16 protein-coding genes are annotated in these 19,061 nt (G+C 44.5%); 10 read left to right on the forward strand and 6 right to left on the reverse strand.

Going from position 1 to position 19,061, the window contains the following annotated elements; translation table 11 throughout:
* Positions 1-48 precede the first annotated feature (48 nt).
* The 3 genes from NT178_10815 to NT178_10825 form a co-directional block, all read right to left on the reverse strand.
* Positions 49-780 (reverse strand): nucleotidyltransferase family protein, encoded by a 732-nt coding sequence (locus NT178_10815; GenBank protein ID MCX5813021.1) that lies wholly within the window; start codon positions 778-780, stop codon positions 49-51.
* On the reverse strand, positions 777-2,195 hold the full coding sequence (locus NT178_10820; GenBank protein MCX5813022.1) for a SpoIID/LytB domain-containing protein: 1,419 nt from the start codon (positions 2,193-2,195) through the stop codon (positions 777-779). Before NT178_10820 ends, NT178_10815 begins: the two co-directional genes overlap by 4 nt.
* Before the next feature lie 578 nt (positions 2,196-2,773).
* Positions 2,774-2,899, reverse strand: coding sequence for a hypothetical protein (locus NT178_10825; GenBank protein ID MCX5813023.1), 126 nt, complete (start codon positions 2,897-2,899; stop codon positions 2,774-2,776).
* 269 nt (positions 2,900-3,168) lie between these two features.
* Between NT178_10825 and NT178_10830 the strand changes: the two genes are divergently transcribed.
* From NT178_10830 to NT178_10860, 7 genes are all read left to right on the forward strand, one after another.
* Positions 3,169-3,816, forward strand: coding sequence for a hypothetical protein (locus NT178_10830; GenBank protein ID MCX5813024.1), 648 nt, complete (start codon positions 3,169-3,171; stop codon positions 3,814-3,816).
* Positions 3,817-3,950: 134 nt separating this feature from the next.
* Positions 3,951-7,595, forward strand: a complete 3,645-nt coding sequence (locus tag NT178_10835; GenBank protein MCX5813025.1) for a protein kinase — start codon at positions 3,951-3,953, stop codon at positions 7,593-7,595.
* 18 nt (positions 7,596-7,613) lie between these two features.
* Positions 7,614-8,204 (forward strand): ATP-dependent Clp endopeptidase proteolytic subunit ClpP, encoded by a 591-nt coding sequence (clpP, locus tag NT178_10840; GenBank protein ID MCX5813026.1) that lies wholly within the window; start codon positions 7,614-7,616, stop codon positions 8,202-8,204.
* A 48-nt stretch (positions 8,205-8,252) separates the two neighbouring features.
* A complete protein-coding gene (locus NT178_10845) occupies positions 8,253-10,463 on the forward strand; it encodes a serine/threonine-protein kinase (GenBank protein MCX5813027.1) in 2,211 nt (736 codons plus the stop codon).
* An 82-nt stretch (positions 10,464-10,545) separates the two neighbouring features.
* Entirely contained in the window at positions 10,546-10,986 is a 441-nt protein-coding gene (locus NT178_10850) for a hypothetical protein (GenBank protein ID MCX5813028.1), read from the forward strand.
* 596 nt (positions 10,987-11,582) lie between these two features.
* Positions 11,583-12,380 carry a hypothetical protein gene (locus NT178_10855; protein ID MCX5813029.1) on the forward strand — a complete coding sequence of 266 codons (798 nt, stop codon included), beginning with the start codon at positions 11,583-11,585 and terminating at the stop codon, positions 12,378-12,380.
* A gap of 191 nt (positions 12,381-12,571) precedes the next feature.
* Entirely contained in the window at positions 12,572-13,153 is a 582-nt protein-coding gene (locus NT178_10860) for a hypothetical protein (protein MCX5813030.1), read from the forward strand.
* A 270-nt stretch (positions 13,154-13,423) separates the two neighbouring features.
* On the opposite strand, the gene NT178_10865 is transcribed toward NT178_10860, so the two are convergent.
* Positions 13,424-13,831 (reverse strand): transposase, encoded by a 408-nt coding sequence (locus tag NT178_10865; GenBank protein ID MCX5813031.1) that lies wholly within the window; start codon positions 13,829-13,831, stop codon positions 13,424-13,426.
* A gap of 186 nt (positions 13,832-14,017) precedes the next feature.
* Between NT178_10865 and NT178_10870 the strand changes: the two genes are divergently transcribed.
* The 3 genes from NT178_10870 (at position 14,018) to NT178_10880 (ending at position 17,494) form a co-directional block, all read left to right on the forward strand.
* A complete protein-coding gene (locus NT178_10870; protein ID MCX5813032.1) occupies positions 14,018-14,782 on the forward strand; it encodes a hypothetical protein in 765 nt (254 codons plus the stop codon).
* 538 nt (positions 14,783-15,320) lie between these two features.
* Entirely contained in the window at positions 15,321-16,250 is a 930-nt protein-coding gene (locus tag NT178_10875) for a ParB/RepB/Spo0J family partition protein (protein ID MCX5813033.1), read from the forward strand.
* A 92-nt stretch (positions 16,251-16,342) separates the two neighbouring features.
* Positions 16,343-17,494, forward strand: a complete 1,152-nt coding sequence (locus tag NT178_10880; GenBank protein ID MCX5813034.1) for a PQQ-binding-like beta-propeller repeat protein — start codon at positions 16,343-16,345, stop codon at positions 17,492-17,494.
* 92 nt (positions 17,495-17,586) lie between these two features.
* Here NT178_10880 and NT178_10885 read toward each other — a convergent pair whose 3' ends face one another.
* Together NT178_10885 and NT178_10890 are read right to left on the reverse strand one after the other, a co-directional pair.
* On the reverse strand, positions 17,587-18,300 hold the full coding sequence (locus tag NT178_10885) for a pyridoxine 5'-phosphate synthase (protein MCX5813035.1): 714 nt from the start codon (positions 18,298-18,300) through the stop codon (positions 17,587-17,589).
* 64 nt (positions 18,301-18,364) lie between these two features.
* Positions 18,365-19,009 carry a CdaR family protein gene (locus NT178_10890; protein ID MCX5813036.1) on the reverse strand — a complete coding sequence of 215 codons (645 nt, stop codon included), beginning with the start codon at positions 19,007-19,009 and terminating at the stop codon, positions 18,365-18,367.
* Positions 19,010-19,061: the final 52 nt, after the last annotated feature.

Genomic DNA, 19,061 nt, shown 5'->3' on the forward strand with positions numbered 1-19,061 from the left:
AAAGTCCCAGGGCGTCCCGCGCAAAATTGGTCAGCTTTTCATCGGTTTTTATAAGTCCTCCCTGCCGGTCTCCATAGCTGCCTTTAAATTTTCGTATGCCTCAATGGAACCGATATCGTACCACTGGCCTTCGTCTATAATAACCCCCCGGATAGACCCCGGTTCCTCAGCTATTCTTTTAAGAAAGGCAGGGATGATGGATTCAATTTTACCCGGTTCAAGAAAACGGAGAAATGATGTCTCCAGGGCATAAATGCCGGTAAAAAGACAACTTTGAACACCTTTGTTTTTTAATTTATGCCGCATATCACAAATCTCGCCAAGCTCATTGATATTTACATTCAACAAAGGGCCGCTGCTTCGCAGTGCAAGCGTCGCCTCAGGTCGTTTTTCTTCATGGGATTGCAAAAACCTCTGCAAGGAGAAATTGCTCATCACGTCCCCGTTATAGCAAAGGATAGCTTCGTCATCATCAAGGAGGTCTTCAATGTTTTTTAATCCTCCTGCAGTGTCCAGAAGCACCGGTTCATGACTAAAAACAATGGGTGCACCTTGCCAGAGCCTGTCCGGGAATTTTTCAGCATAGACCTCCGGACAATGATGGGTATTTATAATGAAACGGTCAACACCGTTTTTCAGGAGGTGATCCATCGTATAGGTAATAACAGGACGTCCTCCGATCTCAAGGAGCGGCTTCGGACATCGCTCGGTCAGGGGGCGAAGCCGCATACCCAGACCGGCGCCCAGGATAAAGGCCGTCTTAAACCGTCGTCCTTTCAATAGATCCTCTGTATTTCAGTACCCGGGAAATAATGCCTCAGGATTTCCTCTGCTGAAAAACCCTGTGTTGCCATAACAGCAGCGCCGATCTGGCAGAGCCCTACGCCGTGCCCCCAACCAGCGCCGTGAAATACAAAAGTCTTAACTTCACCGTGAGTGTCATATTCCATAGTTACAATAAAAGCACTGCTATAGAGGTGACTCCTGGAAAGCCAGCGCCGTATTTCAAGTTCTTTTCCCACAACCATGCTTTTTTTCGAACCGATGATCCTCAGCCTGAAGATACGTCCTGAGGGGCCACGGGACAGAGGCTGAATCTCCTTTAGCGTCCCGAAATCAATACCCGATTTTTCCAGGAGAATTTCTTCCAATTCCTCCCGCGTATATTCAATCTTCCAGCGGAAAAACGCCTTTGTTTCTTGGTCAAAGTCGGGAAGGACCTTTGTGAGAATATTCGCATCTTCCGTGTTGCAATAGGCATTTGGTTCCGAAAGGATCCAGCGTGCCGCATCTTCCTCTGTCACAATCGGGAGACAGGTTGTTGTTGCATCTGAAATACTTGCCAGATATGGGACCTGATTATCGCTCCAGGCTGTTTCAAATGCCTCTGTTATTCCCCCGCATGCCTTTGAATACCGGGCATCGCAGATTTCTCCCCGGTAAATAATTGCCAGCCCGCAGGTTTCCAGAACTGATTCTCCGGCATGAGCCGAGGCAATCTTTGTAACACCCTGATAGCGCTGGCAGTGGTCATCGGCACATACATCATATAGGTCATGGTCTTCCTGTTCATACCAGCGTGTGATCTCATTGTGCGAGCTGAAGAGGTTATCAGGGGCTTGTCCGTGTGAATCTTTTGTCCCCGGTTCTGCAACGAACACCTTTTTTGTTTTCCTTTTTCGATCCAGTGCTGCAATAAGCCAGCTTCTGGAAATAATTGCGTGCGCCTTCAGGAATTCCATAGGGGCATTGCTGCTCATCTCAGAAGAAACCACGCTCTTCAGATAATCCTCCAGAGGTATTTCATCGATTGCCGCTATTGTTCCACCATCACGGTATTTAAGGATCAGGTTCCCCTGAAAGGTCTGATTCTCTTTCCTCTCCCAGTGAAACTGTTTTCCGATAGTCACTTGAAATAGTGTAAACGTCGAATCTTTATCGGCTATGAGCCTGATCGCTGAGGCACAGGCAATTTCACGGTTATTATCGCCGGTCAGTACAATATTACCGGACGTTGCCTTTGCTGAAAATATGCCTGACACAGGGCCAAAACCATCCCCGTAAAAATTACCATTCAGACAACCGCTAACCTCAACCTGCCCGTCAATAATCCCTACAGTCATTGTCGGTTCATTCAATCCATATATAGAGGATTCAAGGATACCGGGCATAATGGATATGTTTTCTGAAATCATTTATTTACTCCATTCATTTTCTTCATACGACAGGGATACTTAGCTTCAAGCATCATGGATTGTTTTTAGAAATCATTCCGCTCAATCCCTTGGCCCCTTTTTATAGATAATTTTAAGAGTATTACTGCCATATATAACAGGATAAAAAAGGAATGAATATTTATAATATATTCAGCACATTATGCAAAATGATAGCAACCTCTTTTTTATCCTGTTATATATGGCATTTTATCACAATCCGTTAGAAAATGGTTAGAAGAAAAGCTGAGGTATCAACACACACAAGACCCCGCTTAGAAATAGGCGGAACTTTCTTTCTTCCTGAACTAAATAAATCACGCTATAATCAGGCATACTCGCTTCCAAATACAAATCTACTCCATACGCATTCGATGGAGCTTGTTGATAACCGAATGTAAGTGCGCCACGAGGTTGCATGACAGATAAGGGCGGGCCCCTCGGAGCCAATTTGCAGGAACAGGCTTTAAAACACCTTAAACTGCATTGGTAAAGAGCCATTGTGGTGAGCGTTTTTATAGACCGAGCGGCACCCGGCATGGAGGCGGCGGGAACTTGATTCAGGCTTTCATGTGCAACGTGGGAACCTGTAGTTCGATGATAAGGGAGAAATCAAGTGGACGACCCATAAGGATGAGAGCGCCGACGCATTCAGGATAGCGACCGACCGTTGTCTTAGGTGCCATTGTTTTTTCGTGTGTATCTGGAGAAAATAAACGAGGGTAACAGGCTAGGCGAGTTTGACTTAGAATTTTTCTAATATTTAGACAAATTTAATCATTAAAAGACATGTCGCAATCAAAATTCATAATTTCCTTTCTTCTGCTTTTTATTTATAACTCACTGAGTTAAAAGAACAATATTCGTACAGGAAGTTTCAATACAGTTTATCCTCACCATTTGGCACGGGGCTTGCTTATGTAAAGATATCAAATCATTTAAGGAGGAAAAGAAAATGTCTATCTCAGGATATTCAGAAACGAAAGGCATCAATGAAGCAACTGCAGAGAGATATTGCCTTGCAAATGATCAACCCGTAACCTCATTCAAGGTAAGGCGACCGCTTGGTCTGATGAAAAATGAAGAGTGGTTAGCCAGCATAACACCCAGTTCCGTACAGTTCTTTCTGCCTCAAAGCAACAAGCAAATCACTATTTCAAAGGAAACGGCTAATGCTCACATTCAGTTTCCCCGTGAATTTACTTTTTTCCCGAGCGGTATGGTACATATCAGGCATGAAAGGGAACTATACAAATTTATTTTAGATAAAGCCGACTGGTCAAGATTGTTTGGATGGCTACCCAAGAAGGCAGCTTCTGATTTGAAAAACGAACTTCGGAAGTGGGGTCTCGGGCTTATAGCACTGGGCTTTATCCACCTTGTGTTGACCAATTTTCTGGATCCTATCTGGGGCGTGCTGATAATAGTTATTGGTGCTTTAAACCTTTTAATTCATAGAAGAGGAATGTTTATAGTTAACGGGATAGTACTACTGTTGGCAGGTGTTATGAATATGGCTGCGGGTGGAGGCTGGAAATTCTTTGGGATGATACAGATCGTGTGGGGTGTACAGGAGATCCGCAAACTGAGGGAATATGAATAAATATCAGGAGAATCAAGGACTGTGTCTGATAATTAGTTTTCTTGACTTTAAGGGGTGGGTATTTTATAACATATCTAAATCACAGACATATTCTCCAACCAATGAATCTATAAAGAGCATAGGGGAGGCATGCTATGAGTTTATTCTCAAACCTGTTTAGCAAGGGAAGGAATAAGAAGTTAGACATCCCGATAACTAAGCTGACACCCTTGCTTGCCAAAAAACCTCTGCCTGAAAAAGACAGCACCCAGATAAGAATTCCAGCCTCGCCTGAGAAAAAAGACCCAGAACCCTGGGTAGCGAAGAACGTACCTGTCTGGGAGCCCGGCGATGTAGTGCTTGACCACTACAAAATAGAATATGTCATCACCTCAGGCGGCATGGGACTTATCTATATTACCAATCACCAGAACTGGAAGGTTAAGATTGCCATCAAATCCCCAACAGAGGAGATGCTTCAAGACAGAGACTTCTTTTCACAAGTTCAGAAAGAGGCAGAGGCATGGACAGAGCTTGGATTGCATCCCAATATTGCCTATTGCTACTTTGTCAGAAACATAGAGGAAGTCCCTCATATCTTTGTTGAGTATGTAGATGGAGGGAACTTAAAACAGTGGATAGAAGATGGCAAGTGCGCAGACCTGAAGACAGGACTTGACCTTGCAATACAATTCTGTCATGGCATGGCACATGCCCACAGCAAAGGAATGATACACAGGGATATCAAGCCCGCAAACATCTTAATGACACAGGACGGGACATTAAAAGTAACAGATTTTGGGATAGCAAAGTGGTTAAGGATAGATGAATCAGGCAATTTGCATGAACGCTCTGGAGTTGATCTCGGAGGCAAGACAACTGAATATGCTTCACCGGAGCAGTTCATAGATGAATTTAATGTCGGTCCTGAGACAGATATCTTTTCATTTGGATTATGTCTTTGGGAGATGCTCTGCGGCAAGAAACCTTATGACAAAGCTGTAGTCAAAGAAGTGATTCCCAATCCGAGGAAATTAAGGCATGACCTCCCGGAAAGCTTACACCAACTTCTTGAAGAGCTTGTTGCATTTGAGAAGGAAGAAAGACAGAAGCTCGGGGGGTTTGAAGGACTGAGGGAACGATTCAAAACAATCTATCAGGAGCTATTCGACAACAAGCCCTCGCCTCACAGTGAGCTGGAGAAGATTGATCTTGAGGCTGACGGGTTGAACAACAGGGGAGTGTCTTACTGGGAGATCGGGAAAAAAGACGAAGCATTAAAATGTTTCAGGAAAGCTCTGGAAAAAGATTCTATTCATCCGCATGCTACTTATAATCTTTCACTAATAGAGTGGAGGAACGGCCAGATAGATGACGCTGAAGTATTAAGAAGGCTCGCAAACTGCGAAAGCAATACATCAAATAAAGAAATCATTAAAGAACTGACTGCATACATCCATGCAGAGAGGTTTGATCCGGAATCAGCAGAAGAGACATTAAGAGACCTGCCCGGAAGATATCAAGCCATGTTCTCAGGAAATAAGCCGAGCCATATAAAGTGCATACGCACCATGGAAGGACATACTGATGATGTCAGTTCAGTAGTAATCAGCCCTGATAACAGATATGCGATTTCAGGGAGTGGGGATATGACCATAAAGCTCTGGGAAATAGGGACAGGTAGATGTATACGCACTATGGAAGGACATACTGGTTCTGTCAGTTCCGTAGCCATCAGCCCTGATGGAAGATATGCACTTTCAGGGAGTTTTGATAAGACCTTAAAGCTCTGGGAAATAGGGACAGGTAGATGTATACGCACCATGGAAGGGCATGCTGGAGCTGTCTATTCAGTAGCCATCAGCCCTGATAGCAGGTATGCGCTTTCAGGAAGTGAAGATAAGACCTTAAAGCTCTGGGATTTAGAGACAGGCAGGTGCATACGCACTATAGAAGGACATACTGGTTCTGTCAGTTCCGTAGCCATCAGCCCTGATGGAAGATATGCGCTTTCAGGGAGTAATGACAATACCTTAAAACTATGGGAAATAGAGATAGGCAAGTGTATACGCACCATGGTAGGACATACTAATTATGTCCGGTCAGTAGCCATCAGCCCTGATAACAGGCATGCGCTTTCAGGAAGTTTAGATATGACCTTGAAGTTCTGGGAAATAGAGACAGGTAAGTGCATACACACTATGGAAGGACATACTGATTTTGTCGATTCGGTAGCCATCAGCCCTGATGGCAAGCATGCGCTTTCAGGAAGTAGGGATAAGACCTTGAAGTTGTGGGATTTAGAGACAGACAGGTGCATACGCACTATGGAAGGACATACTCATTGGGTCGCTTCAGTAACCATCAGCCCCGATAGCAGGTATGCGCTTTCAGGAAGTTGGGATGAGACCTTAAAGCTCTGGGAGATAAATTATGAGTCTGGCTATACAACAGAGCTCCAGCCTTCAGAGCCCAAGGGATTTAATATCAGGAGGGAAGAAGAAGAATCACTAAGAAGATCTATCTCAGAGGCAAAGACGCTCTTTGAAAAAGGGGATTACAAGGGGTCTTATTCAGCGCTGTATGAGCAATGGAAAGGTATCGGGTTTATCAGCAAAGACGATATATTAGAAATCTATTCTATGCTGTCTCAGAAGGCAAGGAGAAGAGGGCTTGGTTTACATTACTGTGAAAAGGACTTTAAAGGACATACTCAAAATGTCACTTCAGTAGCCATCAGCCCTGATAACAGGTATGCGCTTTCAGGAAGTGTGGATCGTGTGGATCGTACCTTGAAGCTCTGGAATATAGAGACAGGCAGGTGCATACGCACCATGGAAGGACATACTCGCTCTGTCCATTCAGTAGCCATCACCTCTGATTGCAGGCATGTGCTTTCAGGAAGTTGGGATAGTACCATAAAGTTCTGGGATTTAGAGACAGGCGAGTGCATACGCACTATGAAAGGACATACTGATTGGGTCTCTTCAATATCCGTCAGCCCTGATAACAGATATGCGATTTCAGGGAGTGGGGATATGACCATAAAGCTCTGGGAAATAGGGACAGGTAGATGTATACGCACTATGGAAGGACATACTTCTGCGGTCTTGTCAGTAGCCATCAGCCCTGATAACAGGCATGCGCTTTCAGGGGGTGGGAATATTCTTTCAGAAAGTAGTGACAATACGTTAAAACTCTGGGACATAGAGACAGGCATGTGCATACGCACCATGGAAGGACATACTAATGCTGTCTATTCAGTAGCCATCAGCCCTGATAACAGGTATGCGCTTTCAGGAAGTAGTGATAGTACATTGAAGCTATGGGATTTGGAGACAGTCAGGTGCATACAAGTTATGGAAGGACATGCTGATTCTGTCCGTTCAGTAGCCATCAGCCCAGATAGCAGGTATGTGCTTTCAGGGAGTAATGACAATACCTTAAAGCTCTGGGAGATAGAGACAGGAAGGTGTATACGCACCATGGAAGGACATACTCGCTCTGTCAATTCAGTAGCCATCAGCCCTGGTAACAGGTACGCGCTTTCAGGAAGCGGGGATAAGGCATTGAAGCTCTGGTGCCTCATATGGGATCTGGAATTTCCGGAGCCCGTTGACTGGGATGAAGGCGTCAGGCCATATCTTGTGGTATTCCTCACATTGCATAAAGGCAAATGGAACGAAGCTAATTTCAATAAACTGATTCATGAACTCGCATCCATGCGCGGTTATGGATGGGTAAAACCCGAAGGCATACGAAAAGAGCTGGAAAAAATGACAAAGGAATATAAAAAATAAAACAACGGAGGTTTTATTATGGGAATTTTAAGAATGCCGTATGTTTTAGAACAGACGCCGCAGGGACAGAGGCAGTTGGATATTTATACGAGGCTTTTGACTGACAGAGTGGTTTTTCTGACAGGTGAGATCAATGATGATGTGGCAGATGTTATTATTGCCCAGTTTTTTTATCTGGAGTCAGCAGAGAGTAAAAAGGATATTTATTTTTACATCAACAGCCCCGGTGGAGTGGTAACGGCAGGTCTGGCTATTTACGACACCATGCAGTATATCTCCTGCGATGTGGCAACCATCTGTCTTGGCCAGGCGGCATCCATGGGCGCTGTGCTTTTAGCTGCCGGGGCCAGGGGAAAGAGGATGGCAATGCCCAATGCCAGAGTAATGATTCATCAGCCTCTTGGCGGAGCGCAGGGGCAGGCGTCTGATGTTGAGATACAGGCAAAGGAAATGGTCAGGATGAAGCAGCGGTTAAATGAAATCCTTGTTGAGCATACATGCCAGTCCATGGAAGTAATCAGAAAGGATACAGATAGAGATTTTTTTCTGACGGCTGAAGAGGCAGTGGAATATGGTCTTATAGATAAAGTGATAAAAAAGAGAAGCTGATAGATTCTCACCCCAAATGAAATATAAAGGGCATAAGGAGAACATGTTATGAGCTTTTTCTCGGACATTAAAAAGCTTTTTAAGAAAGAACAGCCTGCCCATGCAGCAGGAAAAGATGAGGCAGCTATCCCTGCCAAAGCGCCAAACAAGGGTGGAACCGTCTTACGTAAACCGGATGAAGTTGAGCCAATTGTTGAAAACAGGTCAGATGAGGATGCCGAGGCTTCTCCATGGAAGGTCGATAGAATCATCCTAAATGAGTACATTATTGAGCGTGAATTGGGTCAAGGCGGTATGGGAACCGTGTATCTGGTTGCAAAAAGAGCATCCGATGGCACCCGCTTTGCGGTAAAGACGCTTCTTTCATCAGTGCTTAAAGATGAGATATATAAGAATCTATTCATGAAAGAACTCAGGACATGGATAGAGCTTCCCGAACATCCTCACATCACAGCCTGCAGGTTTTTCCGCACGGTGGATGACCGGCTCGCCATCTTTGCGGAATACATAGACGGCGGCACGCTCCGTGACTGGATCAGGGGAAAGAAGCTCAACAGTCTTGAGAAGATACTTGATGCTGCAATTCAAACCGCATGGGGTCTTGAGGCAGCGCACACTCAAGGCGTGATTCATCAGGACATGAAGCCTGCCAATGTGCTTATGACCAAAGACGGCACTGCCAAGATTACTGATTTTGGCCTTGCCCGTGCGAAAAACACCCTTGGTGTGGACAGGCTGACGGGGGACATACCAAAATCCGCAGGAGTAAGCACCCTCGGCATGACTAAGGAGTATTGTTCACCTGAGCAGGCAGCCTGGCAGGAACTTGCGCACAAAACAGACATATGGAGCTGGGGGCTTTCAGTATTTGAGATGTTTAAAGGCTCTGCAACATGGGGGCCTGGAACCATTGCCATGCATGCCCTTGAAGAATACATTAAAAGCAAGCCTGCTCCTGATCTTCCCAGGTTGCCTGAAAGCGTAGCAGCAGTATTGAGGCGCTGTTTTGAGGATGAGCTTTCAAAGCGCTGGGATAATTTAGGAGAAGCAGCAAAGGAACTTATAGAAATTTACCGAAAGGAAACAGGCAAGGAATATCATCGCAAGAAACCTGAAATAAAGTCCCGGCAAGGCCTTGAAGATATTACCCATGACCGAAGGACAATAAGAGGTACAAAGTGGGAGGATCCGAGGGTGCATCTTGCAGAGGCATTGAAGCTCTCGGGCCGTGATCAGTCTGAGCTTGAGGCTCTACTAAAGGAGCAGAAGGGTTCAAGAAAGGCGCAGGCGCTTCTGGATCTGGAAGTGTATGAACGGGTTTTGAGTCTACATTCTAACCTAATAGAACAGGGGAGAAAGGAATTCCAAACAACTCTTGCATCGCTTTTAGTCCACAAGGCATTTGTTCATGAAGACGTAGCTGATGTTCCGGGGGCTATTGCGATGTATGATAAGGCGATACAGATATATGAGAGGCTTGTGAACGAGGAGGGCAAGACTGAGCCTTCAAATGCCCTTGCTGATGTCTACATCAACAAGGCAAATGCGGTAATGCAGCTTGGAGACAACCGTTTTGCAGCAGAGATATCTGATAAGGCGATACAGATATATGAGAGGCTTGTGGACGAGGAGGGTAAGACTGAGTTTTCAAATAATCTTGCCAGGGTCTACATGAACAAGGCAATTGCCGTAAGTGCCCTTGGAGACAACCGTTTTGCAGCAGAGATATCTGATAAGGCGATACAGATATATGAGAGGCTTGTGGACGAGGAGGGTAAGACTGAGTTTTCAAATGGTCTTGCCACGGTCTACATGAACAATGCAGTTGCCGTAAGTGCCCTTGGAGACAAGCTTTCTGCGGTAGAGCTATATGAGAAGGCGATACAGATATATGAGAGGCTTGTAAACAAGGAGGGTAAGACTGAGTTTTCAAATGGTCTTGCCACGGTCTACATGAACAAAGCAGTTGCGGTAATGCAGCTTGGAGACAACCGTTTTGCAGCAGAGATATATGAGAAGGCGATACAGATCAGGGAGAGGCTTGTGAACAAGGAGGGCAGGACTGAGCTGACAGGTGATCTGGCATGGGTAAAGATATACAAGGCGACTGTTTTAGATATTTTGGGAGAGACACAAAAGGCAAGAGAAGAATTTCAGCAAGCCTTGCCTGCCCTGCGCAAAGAGGTGCAAAGCACACGCCGGGCTGATCTTGCGAATGTGTTGAAATGGGCAGAGACAAATTTGCAGCACCTTATGTGAAGTCTCTGATGAGACAAGAAAAACTCTACACAAAAATGGACAGGACAAACATATAGGTGCCCTGGCGACAAGGAGGGAACATATGCATTTCGTCATAACTGTGCTGGGCATCGCGGCGGGTGTCTGGTTTGGCATTCGCTCTGAAGTGTATTTTCCAATGATTCTTGTGTGGGCCATGGGCGGAGCTTTCGTGACGATTATGACTGCTACGCTTTCGGTGCCGACCTCGGTGAATGCCTTTCAGGGTCACCCGGATCCCGACATGAGCCCTGAGCAATATTCCCGGGGCATCGCTGTGTTGTTCTTTGTCGCAGCCGGGTTCTTTATCATCTTCACCCCGAGCAATTTGAAGGGACCCTTCCTTGGATGGGCGAATCCTGCGATTCCATCGGCTCTCCAGTGGGGCAGTCTCATGAGTGTGATTCGCCTTAAGAATCCGCGAGTTAATCTCACTGTCCTTGGAATATTTTTCTGGCTCTCGATTGCCGGGGCATTCTGGGTCTATCCGTTGCAGCAACGGTAGGTAGCGCGTACGTTTTGCTTACGAATGCCCCATAGTAAAGGGATAGACAGCAGGAAGCGGGATAGGATTAAAGCTCTGCAGCTTCTATGGGATTTAGAATTCTTCTAAAATTTAGACAAATTCCATCATGAAAATACATCTGCTGCAATCAAGTTCATAATTGCCCTTCTTCTGCTTTGTATATATAACTCACCGAGTTAAAAGAACAATATTCGTACAGGAAGTTTCAATACAGTCTATCCTCACCATCTGGCACAGGATTTGCTTAATGTAAAGATATCAAATCATTCAAGGAGGAAAAGAAAATGTCAATGAACAGTATAGTACTTCGTAATATGAAGTGTACGTTACTGTCTTTAGCAATAGTTTTAACGCATGGATGCGGCGGGGTAATTATTCTTATACCAATTCGCTATCTATTAATAAACATCATTAATATGAAATATCTAATATATCAACATGATGAGTTATGCTTTATTTATCCTATGATGATAGCTAATTGGTATCAGTCGCCGAGAACTGATATTGAAACTTGTGCACTTATACAGATCAACGAGAAAATAATAAGCAATTAACAGTGAGGCCATAGAAGAAGAATGAATGCCTGGCTCAAGAGTATACTCAAGCGACCGTTTATCATGATCACAATCGCCTTCCTCGTATTGGTTCATGGTGGTTCTACCTATCTTCAAGTCCCTATAATCGCGTCAGCGGAGTATAGTCGGAATGCTTTTGACCTCAGCGTTACGGCGAAGTGGAGATATGGCTATGTCGTCGAACACCATGGGGCATTCCTGGTGAAAGCGCGTAATATACCGGAAACCGTGCCATATCTCGACCCCGGGTTGTCTGAGGACAAAGAGCTTGCTTCTGCAATGTCACGCAAACTTGAGACGTATCCCTTGAGAGCTGCACTTGAAGCTCTTTTTTACTCATTTCTTGTCGGGTATGCTTTATTCCTGGTGCCATGGCTGAGAAGCAAGTTTGCTGCCAAGAATTCACGTTACAGCCATGGGACTCTTTTCGAAGGTGCGGTATGGGCACTGGGCTGGACATTGGCATGTCTGCCGCTTATCTGTTTTGGGTATGGATCATCACTTTTCTCAACGTGGGCTGGACCTGGTGCTTCAGGGTACAGCGGTCCTTATCCAGGCCTCATTACGGGGCTATCCGGCGAAACCATCACCTACCGCCCGCTTCTTGAGGGCGCCAGCATCATTCCGATGATTGCCGTTGAGGCAACCGGTCTGGGCCGGTGTCTTCCCGAGATGACCATGGGACTATTTGTCTGGATCTCTGGTGTTCTGTTCTATTGTACGGTAGCTTTCCTGGTCTGGGGAGCCGTATGTTTAATTGATGCTCTCGTTGCAAAACACAATGACAGGCAAAATTAAGGTTTGATGAGTGTGAAACGTGTGTCAACCCCCAGATAGACGATTGCTTTTTTGCAACCAGACAAGAGGCTATGAAAGACATTACAGAGTACAACGAGATTTTCTATAACGACCACAGCAGTGGACTATCCTAAAATATAAGGTTATATGATTTTAACCCTTTTATTTGGCATCAGGAGCTCGTGAGATTTATGCTTGGGAAACAGATTTACCTCATCCCTGGAAGGGGAGAAAAGTTGGATGACACCCTTGGCCGGATACTTAAGATGCTGGGCTATAATTATGAGGGTATGGCATTGACCCTCGATGTTGAACATTTATGGTTTTCTGAACAACTGGAATTAGTGAGGTCCGATTTGACACTACAGTTCTGGGATGCGGGTTCTGTCTTAATTGGCCGTTCTTACGGAGCTTATCTGCTTCTTCATACATTAGCAGATATGCCTCCTTTCCCCGGCCGGGTGCTATTATTTTCACCTGTGCTCGGTGCGGCTTCCAGCAAGGATCATCACTACGGGTCTATCCCACCCCGTGCCGAAAAACTTTTCAAACTGGCCAAAAGCAATACCTTCCCTGCACCGGCGTATATGGAAATACATACAGGGGCAGAGGATCACGACTGTTCCCCGTTGCTGGCGGAGAATTTTAAGTCAGGCGTCAAGAACACTACATTAGTAATGGTAGAGGGAGCTGGTCATAATTTGAGTGAAAATTATCTGCGAGATATTCTTATCCAATTTTTTAAAAGGTCATGTGAAGTAGGGCGAAGATAGGATTTATAGATATTGCAGGGTGGGAGGACACAATGGCATGCTGGGCTGCCTTTATGATTCCATATTTTGGTTTAGGGACCCTGAGCCTTTTATCTTTGTGCTGAAATGCCTGGATAATGTATGCAGGGTCCGCATCCCTTATGAGTCGCGCTGAAGGTATTTCCGTTGAAAGAGAAGCATCACACCACCGAAGACATTACAGATCTTCTCCAGTTCGGGGAAAGTGCTCTTGAGCATCCTTTTAATGTCGTTCTTTTCCGATCCAATGAGCTATAAGACAAACTTCCTCTCCCTCGCAATATCCTTCAGGTCCATACACTGGTGGACAAAAAACTGATCCATGGAATCTTTCTGTGCAAAAAGAAATCGTGCTATAGTATGGGCAACCTTCTTATCAGTTTTTGTCTTTCTCAAAGAAAGCTTACTGAAATTTATGATGAGTAAGGGATTTACAACAATCGTGCGGATTTCTTCTGAAGTCAAGAAAGAGAAAAGGTTCATATGATACGATCCGGTAGATTCCATAGCAACCACAACGTCAGAGAGATCATTGCTGTTAGAAGAGATTGCCTTCATGCATTCGGAGAAACCGCTTCTGTCCATACCGGCAATAAGAGAAAATATTACATATTCCTTTCCGTCAATACCGAATACAGAAAATGAATCCTCTGTATTCAATTAACTTTCTCGTATTTACTGCTTGAAGTTAATATACAATTGATGGATGATAAATACTCGAGTAGGAAGTCAGTGAAGCAGGAATGTGAAATATAATTATGTTTTCATGGGGGGTATATTGTTTGATGTTTTTATATTTCAGAAGAATACTATGCAGAATTTCTGTATACTTAATTGTTCGACCCGATGAGTATTCTCTTGAATAGCGGTGCCAGCCACATGTCCGTCACCACATTTGCTGATGGAAGCGAGATTCAGCTTCCTGAAAAGAGCCGTCATGTATCAACAAGGGGACATGGGCATTATCTGATGATTGATCGAACCGATGATTTTTTTATCAAGCGTCCAACATCTTATCACTTTCAGGTTCTGAGCGTCGCCTTCCCTCGTTCATGGGGATTTTTGGGCCGCCTGATGCATCGCTTGTTTGGTGGGGCGAGGATTACCGCTATCCGGGACGCGTTGTACGAAGAAAGTATTGATAACTTGCCGCAGCTGTGTAAACGATTTCCGGAATTAGCAAACACAAACACGATTGCTGAGTACCGTTACTTTCTTGCACTTTACAAACTCCAACATGAGCGCTTGCGGGCACTGTTTGGGAAAGGTATCCCAGATGCTGCATTTGTACTTGTTGTTGGTAATCACAATAGCCGTTCAGACCCAGCGGTTGTACAGCAGGCTATTCATGGTCATTCACTGTGGGACATGGTTGACCACCAGTCCGCACTCCTGCTACCCCAATGGAAACACGTCCAACGACCGATAGCTGAACAACTGAGTAGTTACATTGAATCAGAGTTCATTGATTGTAACATTGACAACTTTTTCTTTTCAGAGGAGTCCAGTACGTTACATTACGTTGACTGCAAGCCAACATTTGTGAGCACCAGACGGGTAAATGAGCACAATAAGAGAATTATGAAGGAATATCTGATTGCCCGTGTATAGCATGCTGGCATTACGTCGGTCCGCAAAAGCCGGCCTGAACCAGGTGCAGCTTGGTCGTTACTCTCTTTTATACTACAATGTGAACTAACATAAATGATAAGTAGGAGGTGGCGTCAACAACCGGCAATTTTAATTTTCCCAATGATACTTTCGTACATTACGAGGTGAAAGGCGCTACAAAAGCTTATCTGTCGTAAATCTCGATTACAATAAATAATCATTGGATTCATCAAAATGCCCCTATGCTTGCTTTGTAGGTGAATCTAATAATTTTCATAAAACACATCCCGTTCTGAAATACTCGACGCAGGCGGAGCACAGGGTTGCCGGTATGCCCCGCAGAAAAATCGGAAACATCTTGACACATTGTTTCTAAATACCTACAATAAATAGCGACATCAAGGGGGATTAAAGGCAGTGAATAGTGAAAAAGGCAGTGAATAGTGAATAGTAGATAGTGAACAGTGATTAAAGGCAGTAAACAGATTATGACTATCTACTGACGACTATTCACTGAAATAATAAGGGGGGGAACAATATGGTAACAAAGAAAACAACTGTAAATCCTGAATTTCTGTACATCTCCGTAGACAAGATTATAGTGTTGGAACAGGTGAGATCGAATATTAACATCGAAACAGATTCATTTAAATCACTCATCCAGTCTATCAAGGACAAAGGCATATTAGAGCCACTTATTGTAACCGGACAGGATGACGGAACATATCTACTTATCTGCGGGGAAAGGCGTCTTGTGGCAGCCCGGCAACTTGGATTTGAATCCGTACCAATAAGAGTTATTGAAGCAGGCAAAGAATTAGGTGATACCATAGCCCTTCAACTTACAGAGAACCTCCAACGGGAGGACTTGAATCCCATAGATCAGGCTAAAGGAATACTCTCATTTATTCAGGCGAAACATTCTGACAAGGGGTATGGTATGGAAGGGGTTATGAGTGAATTAGCAATGTACAATCGGAGGCCCGAAGACCTACCGGAGGAAATTGCTATCACTGTGATAGCAATTTCTGAAATCTCCGGAAAGTCAATAATGACGCTGCATCGCACGATTTCACTTTTAAAACTTTCTCCCGAGATTCAGGCCGAGATTCAGGCAGGAACACTCCCCGTTTCTCAGGGTTATCTCTTTGCTGCAAACCTTGATTGTCCCGATAGGATGAAGATATTCACCGACATTATAAAAACACCAGTGACCTATACAACTTTAGAGAGCAGACTCACAGCATATAAAAAAGTCAAACCTGACCCGAATAATACAAAGCCCAAATCAATGAAGAAACAGGTTAAAAGTCTTGTATCTATGAAGACAACCTTTGAGACGGGCCTTGGAACTTATGTGAGGGAAGATATTGAAAAGTTTCTTTATGAACTACAGGTTTTCTGTGATTTTGTACAGCAACAGGCACCAATGGCTCCATACGGCAAGAAAAGACCGCCACAAGTGTGAGAGGGGCAGTGAATAATAGATAGCAAATAGAATGTCAAGGTTTGATCCAGAATTTGTTTTTGACTATTCACTATTCACTAAATTCAGTTATAATGTCGTTACGCCAAATAAACTCGACCATTGAGGTATCGAAATTGCTTAAGACCATTTGTTTAATTTATTGGATCATCATTACAACCACGGTTCTTCTCCCCGGTGATGCCTTATTCGGGAAGGAAATGGAGATTGCCTTGTTTCGTTCGGGTAGCCAACGGCTCGGGGATTACCCGGCAAGAGGCGTTGGCGGGTCCATTGAATTAAACTGGAAGTTCAAAACAGAAGGAAAGGTCATTTCTTCTCCTGTTGTAAGCAATGGAACGATATATTTAGGGAGCATGGATGATAATTTTTATGCCATAAACAGCGCAACCGGTCAGGAACGGTGGCGATTCAAGACCGGGGGCCGTGTCGCATCTTCGGCTGCCGTAGTGGACGGGATTGTCTATTTCGGAAGCCTTGATGGAAACCTTTACGCCGTGGAGAGTTCCACGGGACGTGAGATGTGGCATTTTAAGACAGCAGATTGGGTTGGCTCCTCTCCTTTAATAGCAGGGGAAGTGGCGTATTTCGGCAGCGCCGACGGCAACCTCTATGCTGTCGATATCAAGACCGGTCAGGAGAAGTGGCGATTCAAAGCAGAAAAGGAGGTCTACTCCTCTCCTTCCATATCTGGTGATATGGTCTACTTTGGTAGTAGAGGAGGATATTTTTATGCCGTTGATATCAAAACCGGCCAGGAACGGTGGCGGTTCAAAACCCAATGGAAGGTCTATTCTACCCCTGCCATTGCAAGTGGAGCCGTTTTTTTCGGCAGCACCGACGGGAATTTATATGCCCTCGATTTGGAGACAGGTAAGGAAAAGTGGAAATTTCAAACAAAAAATAAAGTCTATTCTTCCCCTGCTATAGCAAATGGTATGGTTTTTTTTGGCAGTAACGATAGGAGCTTTTACGCACTGGATTTGGAGACGGGTAAAGAAAAATGGAGGTTTAAGACAAAGAGCAAGGTCTATTCGTCCCCCGCTGTGTCAAAGGACATGGTCTATTTTGGCAGCAATGATGGAAATCTATACGTACTCAATATGGAGACAGGTAAGGAAAAGTCGAGATTCAAAACAGGGGGCTGGATTGTCTCTTCCCCTGCCATCGAAGAAGGAGTAGTCTACTTCGGAAGTCTTGATGGAAATCTCTATGCAATACGATGATTGTTGGTCGATCCTGCCGCAACTGACTTCCCATATCTTATTCATCGACAACACACAAGATGCCCCGCCACAAGATCATGCCATTTGGCAATTCATTGCATCAATACCAGCATGTCCCGAATGGCCTTATCCAGGCCTGTAAAAACCGCCCTGGCAATAATACTGTGGCCGATACTCAGTTCATCAATATCCCGTATTGCAACTATTTCCCTTACATTATGATAGTGCAAGCCGTGTCCTGCATTTACGCCCAGTCCTAATTCTTTTCCTCTTCTTGCTGCATTTACTACCTTTTTTAGTTCCTTCTCCCGTATTGCTTCATTCTTAGCATCGCTGTAAGCGCCGGTATGTATCTCAATCATATCCGCCCCTATTTTATGAGCCTCCAGAATCTGTTCTTCTTCCGGATCTATAAACAGGCTTACTTTTATTCCCTTTTCTTTTACGCCAGCGATAACAACTTTGAGTTTTTTGGAAAGACCCACCGCATCAAGTCCGCCTTCTGTCGTCAGCTCTTCCCTTTTCTCCGGAACAAGGGTTATCATATCCGGTTTTACCCCTCTTGCTATGCTTACCATTTCCGCAGTCGCAGCCATTTCAAGGTTCAGCTTTGTTTTCACTGTCTCTCTTAAAATAGTCAGATCCCTGTCTTTTATATGACGTCTGTCTTCACGCAAATGTATAATAATTCCTGAAGCGCCTGCCGTTTCCGCTATGCCTGCTGCAAAGACAGGGTCCGGATAATTTGTTCCTCTTGCTTCCCGTAATGTTGCTACGTGATCGATATTCACCATCAGCTTTTGCATTTCACTCCTCCGAAAGATATCATTTTTGACTTATGGCCTGTACGGGGCGGTCTTTGCTCGCCTCTTAGTTTCTCCTGAGGATGACCTTTATTGTATCAGGCTTGATTTTCCTTATTATCAAATCTTTAGTATCCAGGGGAACGTCAATTGTTTCTTCTTCAGATATAAAGTTGCCATCAGTAGGAACAGTTTCAATAACATCAACGTTATTCAGGGCGCCCCTGGAGCCTTCCGCGTTCGCATAATGTGGAGCCCACGATTTTATACTGTACATGCCCATCCATTTTTTTTCTAATTTTACAATAGTTTTCAATCTCTTTTCTATAGTCCCGTCAATTTCTACAACGACATAGTCCGGTTTGACCTCCTCAATTTGTATGCCTTTAGGTACACGGATGTTGTTTTTTTGCAGATCGTAGACATAGCGTCCCTCTTTTACGTTTGACAGGTCAAGCGATACCCCTACATCACGGGCACGAATATCTTTGAGTATAGATACCGGACCGTTTAGTGTAACAAGCACCTCTTCGGCGCCTATCTTGCTTACAATAAGATCCCTGCTCAATTTGTCGGCAGAAATCCTTACCGAGATGCTCATCCTTGATTCTCCCATATAGGAAACGGCAAGCCACAGCATTGAGGCGAGAACCAGAGAGAGCGCTTTGAGCTTGAAGTCCTTAAATATATATCCGGTTATGAAGTTCATCATAGTCTTTTTTTCTGCACCATTGTCAACAGCCTGTCATATGCATCGTAAAAAA

It is taken from the genome of Pseudomonadota bacterium (assembly GCA_026388255.1).
In the GTDB taxonomy this organism is placed as follows: Bacteria; Desulfobacterota; Syntrophorhabdia; order Syntrophorhabdales; family Syntrophorhabdaceae; genus JAPLKB01.